Annotated in this window: 10 protein-coding genes; 3 read left to right on the top strand and 7 right to left on the bottom strand. The window is 61.9% G+C overall.

Going from position 1 to position 15,915, the window contains the following annotated elements:
* Positions 1-36 precede the first annotated feature (36 nt).
* Positions 37-561, top strand: coding sequence for an NAD(P)H-dependent oxidoreductase (locus BVU99_RS10700; RefSeq protein WP_099817044.1), 525 nt, complete (start codon positions 37-39; stop codon positions 559-561).
* Positions 562-589: 28 nt separating this feature from the next.
* Here BVU99_RS10700 and treC read toward each other — a convergent pair whose 3' ends face one another.
* From treC to treR, 3 genes are all read right to left on the bottom strand, one after another.
* Positions 590-2,254: an alpha,alpha-phosphotrehalase gene (treC, locus tag BVU99_RS10695; RefSeq protein WP_099817043.1), complete on the bottom strand. Its 1,665-nt coding sequence runs from the start codon at positions 2,252-2,254 to the stop codon at positions 590-592.
* Positions 2,255-2,321: 67 nt separating this feature from the next.
* Positions 2,322-3,737, bottom strand: a complete 1,416-nt coding sequence (gene treB / locus BVU99_RS10690) for a PTS trehalose transporter subunit IIBC (RefSeq protein WP_049208815.1) — start codon at positions 3,735-3,737, stop codon at positions 2,322-2,324.
* Positions 3,738-3,874: 137 nt separating this feature from the next.
* Positions 3,875-4,822 carry a trehalose operon repressor TreR gene (treR, locus tag BVU99_RS10685; protein ID WP_042783558.1) on the bottom strand — a complete coding sequence of 316 codons (948 nt, stop codon included), beginning with the start codon at positions 4,820-4,822 and terminating at the stop codon, positions 3,875-3,877.
* A gap of 422 nt (positions 4,823-5,244) precedes the next feature.
* Between treR and mgtA the strand changes: the two genes are divergently transcribed.
* Entirely contained in the window at positions 5,245-7,953 is a 2,709-nt protein-coding gene (gene mgtA, locus BVU99_RS10680) for a magnesium-translocating P-type ATPase (protein WP_099817042.1), read from the top strand.
* Between the two features lie 267 nt (positions 7,954-8,220).
* Positions 8,221-10,611 carry a family 20 glycosylhydrolase gene (locus BVU99_RS10675; RefSeq protein WP_099817041.1) on the top strand — a complete coding sequence of 797 codons (2,391 nt, stop codon included), beginning with the start codon at positions 8,221-8,223 and terminating at the stop codon, positions 10,609-10,611.
* A gap of 36 nt (positions 10,612-10,647) precedes the next feature.
* Here the strand turns inward: BVU99_RS10675 and BVU99_RS10670 are convergent, their stop codons facing one another.
* The 4 genes from BVU99_RS10670 to pyrB form a co-directional block, all read right to left on the bottom strand.
* Positions 10,648-13,632: a non-ribosomal peptide synthetase gene (locus tag BVU99_RS10670; protein WP_168186792.1), complete on the bottom strand. Its 2,985-nt coding sequence runs from the start codon at positions 13,630-13,632 to the stop codon at positions 10,648-10,650.
* A 204-nt stretch (positions 13,633-13,836) separates the two neighbouring features.
* Entirely contained in the window at positions 13,837-14,223 is a 387-nt protein-coding gene (ridA, locus tag BVU99_RS10665) for a 2-iminobutanoate/2-iminopropanoate deaminase (RefSeq protein WP_004933379.1), read from the bottom strand.
* 159 nt (positions 14,224-14,382) lie between these two features.
* A complete protein-coding gene (pyrI, locus tag BVU99_RS10660) occupies positions 14,383-14,847 on the bottom strand; it encodes an aspartate carbamoyltransferase regulatory subunit (RefSeq protein WP_004933377.1) in 465 nt (154 codons plus the stop codon).
* A gap of 12 nt (positions 14,848-14,859) precedes the next feature.
* On the bottom strand, positions 14,860-15,795 hold the full coding sequence (gene pyrB / locus BVU99_RS10655; RefSeq protein ID WP_043139182.1) for an aspartate carbamoyltransferase: 936 nt from the start codon (positions 15,793-15,795) through the stop codon (positions 14,860-14,862).
* Positions 15,796-15,915 lie beyond the last annotated feature (120 nt).

The following is a 15,915-nucleotide window of genomic DNA, read 5'->3' as shown; positions in this document are numbered from 1 at the left end:
AAAAATGCCTCATCTTCTTATGACCGAGGAATCGTTATGCCACGCATTTTAGTGTTAACTGCCCACCGCACCCCCGACGAGTCGCGCATTAATAAGGCGCTGATCGAGGCCGTACGCCCGCTGCCTAACGTTACCGTACATGAGCTGATCCGCGCGTACCCGGATTATCGCATCGACGTGGCGCGCGAGCAGGAACTGCTGCAGAGCCATGATGCGGTAGTGATGCTGTTCCCGTTTTACTGGTACAGCTCGCCGGCGATCCTCAGCGAATGGCAGGATGCGGTATTAACCTACGGTTTCGCCTACGGCAGCGAGGGCACTAAACTGCACGGCAAGCCGTTGCAGCTGGTGGTGAGCACCGGCGGTAACGCGCAGGCTTATACGGCGCAAGGGTACAACCGTTATCCGGTGCAGGATCTGCTGCTGCCGTTCCACGCCATGGCCAACCTGACCGGCATGGATTACCTGCCGCCGCATTTGGTGCAGGGCGTGTTCGACATGAGCGATGAACGCCTGGCGCAAGAGGCCGCCGGCGTGGTGGCGCTGCTGGGGAAATGGTAGGGCGCAGCGCTCGCCGCGCCCTGCGGGGTTAGTCTTCGAGCAGCCACCACACCGCTTCGAACGGCCGCAGCGTCAGCGCCTGCGGCTGGTCCGCCGAATCGGCGTAGTTGCTCATCAGCGGGCGCCATTGCGCGGAGGCTTCCACGCCTTCCGCCGCCCAGGCCAGCGGTTCGCGGCTCAGGTTGGCCACCACCAGCAGGCGCTGGCCGTTCCAGCTGCGCTGATAGCACCACAGCGCCGGGTGTTCCGGCGCCAGATCCTGATAGTCGCCGTGGGTCAGCAGCGGATACTGCTTGCGCAGGGTGATCAGCTGGCGGTAGGCGTAAAACACCGAGTCGAGATCGGCCAGCGCCGCGTCGGCGTTGATCTGCGGGTAGTTCTCGGCGCAGCCGATCCACGGCGTGCCGGTGGTGAAACCGGCGTGGGGCGCGGCGCTCCACTGCATCGGCGTGCGGCCGTTGTCGCGCGATTTGTCGGCCAGGATCGCCAGCAGCTCCGCGTCACTGCGGCCCTGGGCGCGCAGTTCGGCGTACATGTTCAGGCTTTCCACGTCGCGATACTGTTCGATGGCGCGGAAGCCGGGGTTGGTCATACCGAGTTCTTCGCCTTGATAGATATAAGGCGTGCCCTGCATGCCGTGCAGCACCATCGCCAGCATTTTGGCGGCCGGCACCCGCAGTGCGCCTTCATCGCCGAAGCGCGACACGATGCGTGGCTGATCGTGGTTACACCAGAACAGCGCGTTCCAGGCGCGGTTATGCATCCCTTGCTGCCAGTGGCGGAAGATCTGCTTCAGTTCCACGTAATCCGGCGCCGCCCGCGTCCATTTTTCACCGCCGGCGTAGTCCACCTTCAGGTGGTGGAAGTTGAAGGTCATCGACAGCTCTTCGCCGCTCTGCGCCGCGTACTGCTGGCAATGCTCAAGCGTGGTGGAGGACATCTCGCCCACCGTCATCAGGCCGCGCGGCTGAAACACGTCGCGGCTCATCTCCTGCAGGAACTCGTGGATGCGCGGGCCGTCGGTGTAGAAGCGGCGGCCGTCGCCCTGGCTGTCGGACGGGAAGTCCTGCTGTTTGGACACCAGGTTGATCACGTCGAGGCGCAGGCCGTCGACGCCTTTGTCCGCCCAGAACTGACACACTTTCTTCAGCTCTTCGCGCACCGGCGGGTGTTCCCAGTTGAGATCCGCCTGCTCGGCGGCGAACAGGTGCAGGTAGTACTGGCCGCTGTCGGCGTGCCACTGCCAGGCGTTGCCGCCGAACTTGGAGCGCCAGTTGTTCGGCGGCGTTTCACCGTCGCCGTCGCGCCAGACGTAGAACTGACGATACGGGCTGTGGCGATCCTGCGCGGCCTTGAACCACGGGTGCTCGGTCGAGGTGTGGTTGAACACCATGTCCATCACGATGCGGATACCGCGCTGGTGGGCGGCGGCGATCAACTGCTCGAAGTCGGCCATCGTGCCGTAAGCCGGATCGATGGCGCAGTAGTCCGCCACGTCATAGCCGTTGTCCACCTGCGGCGATACGTAGACCGGCGTCAGCCAGATGGCGTCGACGCCCAGTTCCTGCAGATAGTCCAGCCGCCGGGTCACCCCGGCCAAATCGCCGTAGCCGTTGCCGGTGCTGTCCTGAAAACTCTTCGGATAAATTTGGTAGATGACGCCGTTCTGCCACCAGGGGGTTGGGTTGCTCATAGTTCAATACCTTTGAATCGTGACAACGAGCCCGCGTGAGCGGGCCCCTACATTCATCTTGCGTCAATCAAACCGGCAGCTCGCCGCGGGCGGCCTTGCGTTTGTAGACCATGATGGTCAGCACCAGCGGGATGACGATCGCCACCAGAATCGCCAGCGAGTAAATCAGCCAGAACTGCGGCTTGATAGACAGAATGCCCGGCAGGCCGCCGACGCCGATGCCGTTGGCCATCACGCCGTCCAGGCCGCAGATAAGGCCGGCGAAGGCGGAGCCGATCATCGCGCACAGCATCGGGAAGCGGTATTTGAGGTTGATGCCGTACATCGCCGGTTCGGTCACGCCGAGGTAGGCGGAGATCGCCGCCGGCACCGAGATTTCACGCTCGTTGGCCTTGCGGCTGATGATGATGATGCCGAGCACCGCCGAGGCCTGCGCGATGTTGGACAGCGCAATCAGCGGCCACACCGGGGTGCCGCCCATGCTCTGGATCATCTGCATGTCGATAGCCAGCGTGGTCTGGTGCACGCCGGTGATCACCAGCGGCGCATACAGGAAGCCGAACAGCGCGGCGCCCACCGGCGCGAAGCTGCCGGTCATCACCGATTTCACCGCCCAGGCGACGCCGTCGCCGATCATGCGGCCGAACGGCCCGATCAGCGCGTGTGCCAGGAACACCGCCAGCAGCAGCGAGACCACCGGCACCACCACCAGATAGAGATAGTCGGGAACGATCTTTTTCAGCCGGGTTTCGATCCAGCCCAGCGCCATGCCCGCCAGGATCGACGGGATCACCTGCGCCTGATAGCCCACTTTCTGGATCACGAACCAGCCGAAGTTCCACACTTCCGGCGTTTGCTGGCCGAGCAGGTAGGAGTTCATCAGCTGCGGCGACACCAGGGTGACGCCCAGCACGATGCCGAGCACCGGGGTGCCGCCCATCTTTTTCACCGTCGACCAGCAGATGGCCACCGGCAGGAACATGAAGATCGCTTCACCGAGCAGCCACAGGAAGTCGTAAACGGTTTTCCACGCCGGGTGCATCTGCGCCAGCGTTTGGCCGTCGGACATCGGGATGTCGCCGATCACGTTGCGGAAGCCGAGGATCAGACCGCCGCTGATCAGCGCCGGCAGCAGTGGGAAGAAGATCTCGGCGAAGTGGGAGATGGTGCGCTCAGTCCAGGTCATGTTCTGGCGCGCGGCCACCTTGGCCTGCTCCTTGTCGGCCTCGTTGACGCCGGTGCTGGCGATCAGCGCCTGATAGTAGTCGCCGACGTCGGTACCGATCACCACCTGGAACTGCCCGGCGTTGGTGAAGCAACCCTTGACCATCGGCAGCGCTTCGATCTCTTTCGGTTTCGCCTTGTTGGGATCGTTGAGGACGAAACGCAGCCGGGTAATGCAATGGCTGACGGTGGCGATGTTCTCGCGGCCGCCGACCAAAACAATCAGGCGATCAATATCCTGCTGTTTTACTTTGCTCATTATGGGATACCTGCAGAGGTGTTGACTGAGTAATGATCAAAGCTTAGCCACTCGGCTTTTTGAATGAAATGGGAACGTTCCCGGATTGGGGCGAGGATCACAAAATGACAAAAAATGGTCAACTTCTCATCAGGTCGTCAGGAAAGTTTGCTGGGCACCACCAGGCGGCGGATCCCCTGTTCGCCACTGAGCTGTGCCAACAGCTGCTGCGCCGCCAGCAGGCCGGCGCTGCCGTAGCCGAACTCCACCGACAGGGTGTCGGGGAACAGGAAGCTGAGCAGCGGGGTGTTGCCGATGGCGCATACCTGGATGGCGCGCGTCGGCTGTTGTTGCAGGTATTTGATTGCCCCCAGGGCGATGCTGTCGGAGGCGCAAATCAGCGCGCTGGTGTGCGCGTCAATCACTTCGGCGGCGTGCTGGAAACCGCTCTGGTAACTCAGCTCGCCCAGCGTGGCGCGCGGCGTGAGCGTGAGGCGTTCACAGGCGTCGAGATAGGCCTGATAGCGGCGCTGGCCGGTGGTGGCGTCGCTGAGCTGCACCCCCAGATAGCCGATATGCCGATGCCCTTGCTGATACAGGCGATCCATCAACAGGTTCACCGCGCCGGCATCGTCGTAGCAGACGGACGAGAAGCCGTCGTATTCGCGCACCATCACCACCATTTTTTCCTGCCACGGCTTGAGCATCGCCGCGGTCAGGCCGGTGAAGCCGAACAGGATCACGCCGTCGACGTTGCGCTGATGCAGTACGTGCAGATGCTCCTGCACCAGGCGGGTTTCGAACTGGCTCTCCATCACGATCGGATCGAAGCCTTGCTGATACAGCAGCGGCAGCATGGTGCGCACCGCCTGGTTTTCCGACGGCGAGTCGAGACGGGAAACGATGATGCCCACCACTTTGTCGCTTTGGCCGCGCATGGCGCGCGCCGACTTGGAGGGCGTAAACCCTTGCTGACGGATCACCGCTTCCACCCGTTCACGGGTTTGCGGGCTCACGCTGCCTTCATTGTTCAGTACGCGTGAGACGGTGGATTTACCTACGCCGCTCAGGCGTGCGATGTCCTTGATGGTCAGCCGGTTTTGCATGGTTTACTTTTCGTTGAAGTGGACAGGCGTAACATAACGGCCTGTAAAACAATGCCCGTCAGCATAGCTCATTTTCCCACGCGGATCTTGAGGCAAAACGGGATTGTTACACTGCGCTGAACGGCCGCTCCTGCCGCTCTGTTTTCCCTTTACCGGAGGTGATCCCCATATGGACCCCGACCCGACTGCTTTAGACACTCACTCGGTTCACCGGTAAAACCTCTCCGCCTGGCGCTGCTGTTTTACCGGTGAAGTACATCACGGTAACCGGTGGCGCGCGCTTCGTCGTTCGCTCCTGCTGCTGAAAAAAAGAATAAGGATCTGCGTTGGCAGAGGCTTTTTGGCGCACCCGCCATCCGCCCGGCCGATGACGATCCCCGTTTACCCGCTGCCGTGAGGCACCGGGCGACGAGGTGCGAACCATGAAACTGAAAAAACTCCCCCGCCAGCTGCTGGGCCTGTTCGCCCGCGGCCTCCCGCGCCGTTTGGTGCGTCGCGACAGTCTGCTGGACGGCGTCGGCGGCGCTGCGCGCGATATGCCGGCCGGCCTGGCTCAGCAGCGGCTGGCATGCGCCGCCGCAGAAACGATGCAGCTCTTTGAGCGTTTTCACAGCCACCCGGAAGGCATCACCGCCCATGAGGCGGAACAGGTGCGCCAGCGCTGCGGCGAGAACGTCATCGACGATCAGCAGAAAGAGGCTTGGTGGCAACACCTCTGGCACTGCTACCGCAACCCGTTCAACCTGCTGCTGACCGCGCTCGGCATGATTTCTTACGCCACCGAGGATCTCACCGGCGCCTTGGTGATCGCGCTGATGGTGCTGATCTCCACGCTGCTGAACTTCATCCAGGAGGCGCGATCCAACCGGGCGGCCGACGCGCTGAAGGCCATGGTGAGCAACACCGCCACGGTGATCCGCAGCGATGCGCTCACCGGCAAGAGCGAGCACGTGGAGCTGCCGATCGCGCAGCTGGTGCCGGGCGACATCATCAAGCTGGCGGCCGGCGACATGATCCCGGCGGATCTGCGCGTGCTGTCGGCCAAGGATCTGTTCATCAGCCAGGCGGCGCTGACCGGTGAATCGCTGCCGGTGGAAAAATCCGCGGCGCCGCAGGCGTTGGCGGCCGATCCGCTCGACTGCCAGAACCTGTGCTTCATGGGCACCAACGTAGTCAGCGGCACCGCGCTGGCGATGGTGATTGGCACCGGCGGCGGCACCTATTTCGGCCAGTTGGCGCAGCGCGTCACCAGCCAGGATGAGCAGCCGAACGCCTTCCAGAGCGGTATCAGCAAGGTCAGCTGGCTGCTGATCCGCTTTATGCTGGTGATGACGCCGATCGTGCTGCTGATCAACGGCTACACCAAGGGCGACTGGTGGGAGGCGGCGCTGTTCGCGCTGTCGGTGGCGGTCGGGTTGACGCCGGAAATGCTGCCGATGATCGTCACGTCGACGCTGGCCAAAGGGGCGGTGAAGCTGTCGCGCCAGAAGGTGATCGTCAAACGCCTGGACGCCATCCAGAACTTCGGCGCGATGGACATTCTGTGCACCGACAAGACCGGCACCCTGACCCAGGACAAGATCGTACTGGAGCGCCACACCGATGTGTTCGGTGCCAGCAGCGAGCGGGTGCTGCGCTACGCCTGGCTGAATAGCTTCTACCAGACCGGGCTGAAAAACCTGCTCGACGTGGCGGTGCTGAGCTGCGCGGAGCAAAATCAGCAGCCGGAGGCGCTGCAAAACTACCGCAAGGTGGATGAGATCCCGTTCGATTTCGTGCGCCGCCGCATGTCGGTGGTGGTGGCCAAAGACAACGAGTATCACGAGCTGGTGTGCAAGGGCGCGCTGGAAGAGATGCTGGCGATTTGCAGCCACGTGCGCCACGAAGACGAGGTGATCCCGCTGAGCGAGGCGCTGCTGGCGAGGATCCGCCGCATCACCGACGATCTCAACCAGCAGGGGCTGCGGGTGGTGGCGGTGGCCAACAAGATCCTGCCGGCGCAAACCCATGAATACGGCGTGGCGGACGAGTCGGATCTGATCCTCGAAGGCTACGTCGCCTTCCTCGATCCGCCGAAGGAAAGCACCGCACCGGCGCTGGCGGCGCTGAAACAGAACGGCGTCACGGTGAAGATCCTCACCGGCGACAACGAGCTGGTGGCCGCCAAAGTGTGCCGTGAAGTCGGGCTCGAGGCCGATCATCTGCTGCGCGGCAGCGAGATCGAGCAGATGGACGACGAGCAGCTGGCGCAGGCGGCGGCGCGCACCACGGTGTTCGCCAAGCTGACGCCGCTGCACAAGGAGCGCATCGTCAAACTGCTGCGCCGCCAGGGGCACGTGGTGGGCTTTATGGGCGACGGCATTAACGACGCGCCGGCGCTGCGCGCGGCCGATATCGGCATCTCCGTCGATTCGGCGGTGGATATCGCCAAGGAAGCGGCGGACATCATCCTGCTGGAAAAAAGCCTGATGGTGCTGGAGCAGGGGGTGATCGAAGGGCGCCGCACCTTCGCCAACATGCTGAAATACATCAAGATGACCGCCAGCTCCAACTTCGGCAACGTGTTCAGCGTGCTGATCGCCAGCGCCTTCCTGCCGTTCCTGCCGATGTTGCCGCTGCACCTGTTGATTCAGAACCTGATGTACGACATCTCGCAGATCGCCATCCCGTTCGATAACGTCGATGACGATCAGATCACCCAGCCGCAGCGCTGGAACTCCGCCGATCTGGGGCGGTTTATGGTGTTCTTTGGGCCGATCAGTTCGATCTTCGACGTGCTGACCTTCAGCCTGATGTGGTGGGTATTCAAGGCCAACACGCCGGAAATGCAGACGCTGTTCCAGTCCGGCTGGTTCGTGGAAGGGCTGCTGTCGCAAACGCTGATCGTGCACATGATCCGCACGCGCAAAATTCCGTTTATCCAGAGCCGCCCGTCCTGGCCGCTGTGCATCATGACGCTGGCGGTGATCGCCACCGGCATCGGCCTGGTGTTCTCGCCGCTGGCCGGCTTCCTGCAGCTGCAGGCGCTGCCGCTCGGTTACTTCCCGTGGCTGGTGCTGATCCTCGCCGGTTACATGGTGCTGACCCAGTGCGTGAAAGGCTGGTTCGTGCGCCGCTACGGCTGGCAATAACCCGTTCGCCCCCTCCGGCCGGGAGGGGGCAACTGTGATCCCGTCCGCTTTTTCACCGCAACGGTTGGACATCTGTTCTGTGCTGAGTCTTTATCTACAGCGTTGGCTGTTTTCCCCTGCGCCTTTCAAGCCACCGCGTTGTTGGCTGTACGCCCGCCCCCCAGTGACTTAGCAGACCTAAGCGCCTGGGGATGCGGGCGCTTGCCGCCTAGCGGTGGTTTGAAATTCATTGGGGATATTTTGTTTTTTTCCTCTGAGGAATTTCCGATGCACAGACCTTTCCGTTATACGCTACTGGCTTCATCGTTATGGTTTTCTTGCGGCGCGCTGGCGCAGCCGGCGGGTGATTTGCCGCTGATGCCCTGGCCGCAGCAGGTGGAAGTGACGCAACCGGCGGGCAAGCTGGTGCTGGATCGCCGATTGTCTCTGACGCTGCAGGGTGATGATTTGGGCGACGCGCTGCCGCGCTGGCGCCAGCGCATCGAGTTGCAGACCGGCTGGACGCTGGCGCTGAGGGAAGAAGCAAACGGCGCGGCGATCAAAGTGGTGATCAAGGACCGGGTGGCGGCGCAGCCGCTGCCGGGCAGCGATGAGAGCTACCGGCTGGCGGTCACGCCGCAGGGCGCCACGCTGACCGCCAACACTCGCTTTGGCGCGCTGCGCGGCATGGAGACCCTGCTGCAGCTGCTGCAGACCGACGGGCAAAACACTTTCCTGCCATTGGTGGATATTCGCGACGTGCCGCGTTTTCCGTGGCGCGGCGTGCTGCTGGATTCGGCGCGCCATTTCCTGCCGCTGCCGGACATTCTGCGCCAGCTTGACGGCATGGCGGCGGCCAAGCTCAACGTATTCCACTGGCACCTGACCGACGATCAGGGCTGGCGCTTCGCCTCCGAGCATTACCCCAAATTGCAGCAGCAGGCCAGCGACGGCCAGTTTTACACCCGTGAGCAAATGCGGCAGGTGGTGGCTTACGCCACGGCGCGCGGCATTCGCGTGGTGCCGGAGATCGACATGCCGGGGCACGCCTCCAGCATCGCGGTGGCCTATCCCGATCTGATGAGCGCGCCGGGGCCGTATCGCATGGAGCGCGAGTGGGGCGTGCATAAGCCGACGCTCGATCCGACCCGCGACGAGGTGTATCAGTTTGTCGATACGATCGTCGGCGAGCTGGCGGCGATCTTCCCCGATCCTTATCTGCACATCGGCGGCGACGAAGTGGACGCCAGCCAGTGGCGGGCATCGCCGTCGATTCAGGCGTTTATGCAGCAGAACGGGCTGGCGGATACCCATGCGCTGCAGGCCTACTTCAACCAGAAGCTGGAAAAGATCCTCGAGAAGCACCAGCGGCAGATGGTCGGCTGGGATGAGATCTACCATCCGTCGCTGCCGCGCTCGATCGTCATTCAATCCTGGCAGGGGCAAGACTCGCTGGGCGCCAGCGCGCAGGACGGCTATCAGGGCATCCTCTCCACCGGTTTCTACCTCGATCAGCCGCAAAGCACCGCCTATCACTACCGCAATGAAATTCTGCCGCAGCCGCTGGGGGTTGAGACGGCGGTGCAACCCGGCGAGCAGGCGCAAAGCTGGCGTTTCAGCATGCCGCGTCTGAAGGGTAGCGCGGTGGAGGGCAGCTTCACGCTGATCGAGGGCAAGCAGGGCTGGCGCGGCTTTATCGATTTCAACGGCAAGTCGCGCCGCGCGGTGCACGACATCGTCTGGCGCACGCCGCAGCAGGTGACGTTCCGCGTCGATACCTGGATGGGCGACACGCGGCCGGTGGTCACGCTGCAACAGGACAAGCTCAGCGGCTATACGCTGGTCGGCAACGTGCGTTACCCCACCAGCGGCGACAAGCTGGCGGCGGCGCCGGCGGGCAAGATGCCGGTGGTGCCGGACGAGAAAGGGCAGGCCAATATTCTCGGCGGTGAAGCGGCGCTGTGGGCGGAAAACGTGCGCGCGCCGCTGATCGATCTCAAGCTGTGGCCGCGCGCCTTCGCGGTGGCGGAGCGGCTGTGGTCGGCGCAGGACGTTACCGACGAAAGCAACATGTACCGGCGGCTGGCGGCGATCGACGCCTGGTCGGTGGTGTCGGTCGGCCTGCAGCAGCATGCGGAAACGGCGCGCGAATTCACCCGGCTGAGCAACAGCGTGCAGATCGCGCCGCTACAGATCCTGGCCGAGGCGGTGGAACCGGCGCAGTATTACACCCGGCAGCACCTGAAGTTCCAGGCCGGCAACTATCATCAGTTCGAACCGCTGAACCGCTTTGCCGATGCGCTGCCGCCGGAGAGCGGCGCGGTGCGTGACATGCATGCCCAGGTTGCGGCTTTGCTGAAGGATAAGCGCGATAAGGCGGCGGCGCAGGCGCTGCGCGAACGGCTGCAGCGCTGGCAGGCGAACGGCGCGGCGCTGCAAACGGCGATCGCGGGCAACCGCACGCTGCGGGAGCTGGCGCCGGTGGCGCAGGACGTCGATGCCCTGGCCGTATTGGGGTTAACGCTGCTGGATCGCCATCAGCAGGACAAACCGCTGAGCCGGGCCGAGGCCGAACAAGCGCAGCGCCGGCTGGATGCGGCGGCGCAGACGCGCGACGAAGTGGTGATTGCCGCGGTGTACCCGCTGGAGGCGCTGCTGCGGGGGCTTAAAACGGAGTGAGGGTGACGGGGCTCGGCCAGTTGAGCCCCGGTTTCATTACGCCTGTAGCGACAGCGGCGCATACCCGATGGCGTGCTGCAGGTAATTCAGCAGCAGCTGGCGGGTGAAGCGCGGCTCATCGATACCGCTGCCCTGCAGGAAGCGTTGCAGGTTGCTGCAGTCCCACCGATAGGTGTCTTGATAGAGCTCCACCGTCGATAGCTCGTCCACCATAGGATCCTTGAACAGGCTGAGCAGCGGGTACAGCGGCGCGTCGCTGTCGTTTTCCCATTGGGCCCGCCACTGTGCGAAGGGCAAGGGACGAAAACGATAACCGAACTCGCGCTCCAGCAGGCTGAAAAACTCACGCAGCGTCAGATTATTGTCACCTTGATGGATCAGGTTGAATTTCTGCCCCAGCGCCTGCGGATTGCGAGAGACGTGGGCGATGGCCCGGGTCATGTAATCCACCGTGGTCAACCCTTCGCGCATATCCCGTAAATCCGGCACCGTGCCGCTGCTGATGCAGGTTTTCACCAGCCGTCCCCACCATTGATAATCGGCGTTGACGCCGGTACGGCTGTGGCAGGTGGCGTAGCCCAGGCGGAAGGTCATCAGCGGCAGGCCTTGCGCCGCCGCCAAATCGGCAATTTTCTCCATCACCCATTTGCTGCGCACGTAGCCGATATCGCGGCTGACCGCCGGCAGGTTTTGGTCGATATCGTCGCTTTCCCGCATCACCCGCTTGCCGGTGTGCAGATGCCCCCAGCTGTATACGGAGATGGTCGACAGCAGCATCAGCGGCTTGGTGCGGCTATGCGCCGCGAAGCGAATGATTTCCCGCAGGCCCTGCACGTTGTCACGCTTCATGTAGGCGTAAGGCTGGATAAAATTCACCGCGCTGGCCGAATGGTAAATCAGATCGATATCTCGGCTTAACGCCCTGTAGGCCGCCGGCGTCAGCGAAAAGTCGTGTTCCGCTACGTTGCCAGGCACGATATGAATGCGTGCGTGCTGGCTGGCGTTCAGCGCGATCCGGTAGCGCTGCAGCACCGCCTCCAGCCGCTGTCTCGGCGGCAGTTTGGCGCTGTCGCGCACCAGACAGTACAGCTCGGCGTCGGTGGTGCGCAGCAGATCGGCCAACAGATGCGCGCCGACGAAGCCGGTGGCGCCGGTCAGCAAAATGGCGCGCGGCGCGCTGATTTGCCGCGGATCGAACGTCGGATCGATGACGAGATCCGACGGCAAATAAACATCATCCTGCAAGGCACGCGCTTCGCCTTGCCGCTGTGTCGGTTGCCGGTCTCTGCGTTGTGCCAGTGCCTGCGCCAGGGCGCCCAGAGTGGGATATTCATAGATGTCGTGCACCGAAGTCTCGACGGCAAATGCCTCGGCCAGCGCCGCCATCAGTTTGGCCGCCAACAGCGAATGGCCGCCCAGCGAGAAAAAATCATCGTCGGCTGCGGGCTGTTCCACTTTCAGCAGCGAGCGCCAGAGATCGGCGACGACGCGCTGGTCGGCGGTCAGCGGCTGCGCAACGCCGACACTGACGCTGACCGGTTGGTAATGCGCCAACAGAGCCGCTTTGTCGATCTTGCCGTTGTTGTTCAGCGGCATGTGTTCCAGTAAACGATAATCGGCGGGCAGAAATGCGGTGGGCAGCGTTTCTTTCAGTTTCTGTCGGACGCGTGCGGTCACGTTTTCGCTGTCACTCTCCGCGATCAGAAACGCCACGATTTTCTTGCCCAGCGGATCGTCAGCCATTGCCACGGCGGCCACCGCTTTACGGACGCCCGCAACCTGCAGCATGGCGTTTTCGATTTCGCCCAGTTCAATGCGATTGCCGCGGATTTTGACCTGATCGTCGATACGGCCCAGATATTGAATGCGGCCATCCGCCAGCCAACGAGCCCGATCGCCGCTGCGGTACAGGCGCAATCCGGCGAAGTGAGGCGGGGTGATGAAGCGCTCGGCGGTCAACGCCGGATTGTTCAGGTAGCCGCGGGCCAGACAGCGGCCGCTGATATACAGCTCGCCGGGGCGATCGCCGATCACGGGCTGCAGTCGGTCATCGAGGATGAAGATTTCGGTATCGCCGATGGGCCGCCCAATGCTGGCGGGCGGGTTTTGCGTGGCGCAAGCCACCCGGTTGCAGGTGACGAATATGGTGGCTTCTGTCGGGCCGTAGTAGTCGATCAATGAATAATCGATGCCGCGCAGATCGACCGGATGGAGTTTTTCCCCCGAGCTGAACAGATACCGCAGCGCCAGGTTGGCCGGCTGCGGCGCGCCGACCACGTCGGCGACCAGCACGGCGGGCAGGCTGGCGTGGGTGATACCCTGTTCGGCAAAATAGGCCAGCAGTACTTCCGGCTGCAGGCGAGCGTCTTCCGGGGGCAGATACAATGTGCCGCCGCTGGTCAGAGGCGACCAGATCTCCCATTGCGCGACGTCGAAACTCAAGCCGGCGATCAGCGTAGAACGACTTTCGGCATCCATAGCGAATTGCTTGTTATGCCAGAGAATTAAATTCAGCAGCGACTGATGTTCGATCAGCACACCTTTCGGTTTTCCGGTGGTGCCTGAAGTGAAAATGAGATAAACGATGGCATCGGGAGGCGGAGAGATTGACGTTATATTTTCCTGCGGCGAAATTGATATATTATCAATATAAATAATATCCTCGCTGAAGTTATTTTCCGATAACGTAATCGCCGCGTTGCTGGTGAGTATTAAAGGGGAACCGCTTTGCGTAACGATATCCTGTATTCTTTTTTCCGGGTAACGCGCGTCGATGGGAATATAGCCTGCGCCGGCTTTGACGATCGCCAACATACCGATCAGCATTTCCGGCGTGCGCAGCGTGACGAGCGGCACATAGCTGCCGGGTGCCACGCCCCGCCGTCGCAACAGCGCGCACAATGCGCTGCTGGCTTCATCCAATTGACGGTAGGTCAGGTGTTTATTATCGCTGACGACGGCGGTTTTTTCCGGATAACGGGAAACTTGTTGGATAAAATAATCCAATACGCTAGGTGCCATGGTTATCTCCTGTCATTATTCACGAAGTGAACGAAATGAAACAGCAATGACCCGGCCGGGTGAAAAACAATTATAGGCGTATTTTTATTGAGGAATTGTAAATGTGAACGATATTACGCTATCGCTATAAATTAATTGGGTTAATAAAATGATTATCAATAAAAACGGCCAGTCTGCACTGGCCGTGATTCGCATGCGTGTCGATTAACGACGCACGGCGATGGCTTCGATTTCGATCTTCACGTCTTTCGGCAGACGCGCCACTTCTACGCAAGAGCGGGCCGGGAACGGCGCGCTGTGCTCGGTGAAGAAGGCTTCGTACGCGGCGTTGACGGTGGCGAAGTCGTTCAGGTCTTTCACGAATACGGTGGTTTTCACGATGTCGGCAACGATCAGGCCGGCGGCTTCGACGATCGCTTTAACGTTTTCCAGCGACTGGCGCGCCTGTGCGGCGACGTCGTCGGCGACGGCGCCGGTTTTCGGATCGACCGGGATCTGGCCGGAAGTGATGATCATGCTGCCCAGATCAACGCCCTGCACGTAAGGACCAATGGCTGCCGGGGCGAGTTCAGTGCTGATATTACGTGACATGTTTTCTCCTGATAGACCCGTTGTCTTTCACGCCGCCGCGCGGTCGGCCGCAGCGTAAAATTCGGTGGGTAGCAACGTGGGTAGAGTAATTTTCAGAGGACCCATTATAGGGCGTCACCGGGAGAATGACAGCGCCATCTCCCGGCGCCCATGCCGGGCTTAGTCCGCCTGCAGTACCACCTGATGCTCGAACTCTTTTTCGCAGTAGCGGCATTTCAGGTGCACTTCGCCGCCGCGCGATTTGACGCTGAAGCTCGACGCCACCGGCTCGCTGCGGCTGATGCAGTTGCCGTTCGGGCAGGTCAGCACGCCGTCGATGTGGTCCGGCAGGCTGAGGGTCAGCTTGCGCACCACTTCATAGTTGTCGATGCGGTTTACCGTGGCCTTCGGCGCGTACATCGCCAGCTGGTTAGCCTGCTGCTCGGTCAGGAAGGTGTTCTCGATCTTGATCAGATCCTTGCGGCCCAGCTCGTTGGAGGGCAGGTTCAGGCCGATGGTGATGCGCTGGTCGGTGGCGGTCAGCTTGAACAGCGTCAGCAGCTTGAAACCGATCTGCGCCGGAATGTGGTCGATCACCGTGCCGCATTTGATCGCTTCGACCTGCAGTTTGTTGTCGTGAGTCATGGCGGTTCCCCCTTAAAGAGCCAAATCTGCGTTGAGCACCAGCGCCAGCAGCGCCTGGCGGGCGAAGATGCCGTTGCCCGCCTGCTGGAAGTAGTAAGCGTACGGCGTTTTATCCACGTCGGTGGCGATCTCGTCGATGCGCGGCAGCGGGTGCAGTACCTTGAGGTTGGCGCGTGCGCCGGCCAGATCCGCAGCGCGCAGGACGAACTGCGCCTTCACGTTGGCGTACTCGGACGGATCGAGGCGCTCTTTCTGCACCCGGGTCATGTAGAGAATATCCAGCTCCGGCACCACTTCTTCAATGCTGCTGTGCAGGCTGTACTCGATGCCTTTCTCTTCCAGCATTTTCAGGATGTAGGCCGGCATCGCCAGCGCGTCGGGGGCGATGAAGTAGAAGCGGTTGCCTTCGAACTTGGCCAGCGCCTGGGTGAGCGAATGCACGGTGCGGCCGTATTTCAGGTCGCCGACCATGGCGATGCTGAGGTTGTTCAGGCGGCCCTGGGTTTCCTGGATGGTGAACAGATCCAGCAGGGTCTGGGTCGGGTGTTGGTTGGCGCCGTCGCCGGCGTTGAGCACCGGCACGTTGCCGGAGAATTCCGAGGCCATGCGCGCTGCGCCTTCCTGCGGATGGCGCATCACGATGGCGTCCACATAGGTGCTGATCACCGAAATGGTGTCGGCCAGGGTTTCGCCTTTTTTGCCGAGCGAGGTGTTGCTGCCGTCGGCGAAACCGACCACCGAGGCGCCGAGGCGGTGCATCGAGGTTTCGAACGACAGGCGGGTACGGGTCGAGGCTTCAAAGAAGCAGCTGGCGATCACCTTGTGTTTCAACAGTTCCGGCTGCGGGTTGGCTTTCAGACCGGCGGCGGTGCGCAGCACCAGCTCCAGATCCTCGCGGCTGAGATCGTTAATAGAGATGATGTGTTTGTGATACAGCGGGTTGGCCATTTTTCACTCCTCCTCGACGCGTGCCCGTGGCGCGGGACTTTTTAAGGCAAAAAAAAGCCCCTCAATGAGGGGCTTGAAAAGATCGGTTTAGCAACAGGAGAAACAACGGCAGCTGGCCGC

Origin of the sequence: Serratia sp. OLAL2, assembly GCF_002752475.1 — a bacterium.
GTDB classification, from domain to species: domain Bacteria; phylum Pseudomonadota; class Gammaproteobacteria; order Enterobacterales; family Enterobacteriaceae; genus Serratia; species Serratia bockelmannii.
The sequence above is the reverse complement of the archived record's forward strand: the minus strand, read 5'-3'. Positions and strand labels throughout refer to the sequence as shown.

Bases quoted from the DNA above. Each gene is read 5' to 3' on its own strand.
- BVU99_RS10700 (WP_099817044.1), top strand. From the start codon at position 37: ATGCCACGCATTTTAGTGTTAACTGCCCACCGCACCCCCGACGAGTCG.
- treC (WP_099817043.1), bottom strand. From the start codon at position 2,254: ATGAGCAACCCAACCCCCTGGTGGCAGAACGGCGTCATCTACCAAATT.
- treB (WP_049208815.1), bottom strand. From the start codon at position 3,737: ATGAGCAAAGTAAAACAGCAGGATATTGATCGCCTGATTGTTTTGGTC.
- treR (WP_042783558.1), bottom strand. From the start codon at position 4,822: ATGCAAAACCGGCTGACCATCAAGGACATCGCACGCCTGAGCGGCGTA.
- mgtA (WP_099817042.1), top strand. From the start codon at position 5,245: ATGAAACTGAAAAAACTCCCCCGCCAGCTGCTGGGCCTGTTCGCCCGC.
- BVU99_RS10675 (WP_099817041.1), top strand. From the start codon at position 8,221: ATGCACAGACCTTTCCGTTATACGCTACTGGCTTCATCGTTATGGTTT.
- BVU99_RS10670 (WP_168186792.1), bottom strand. From the start codon at position 13,632: ATGGCACCTAGCGTATTGGATTATTTTATCCAACAAGTTTCCCGTTAT.
- ridA (WP_004933379.1), bottom strand. From the start codon at position 14,223: ATGTCACGTAATATCAGCACTGAACTCGCCCCGGCAGCCATTGGTCCT.
- pyrI (WP_004933377.1), bottom strand. From the start codon at position 14,847: ATGACTCACGACAACAAACTGCAGGTCGAAGCGATCAAATGCGGCACG.
- pyrB (WP_043139182.1), bottom strand. From the start codon at position 15,795: ATGGCCAACCCGCTGTATCACAAACACATCATCTCTATTAACGATCTC.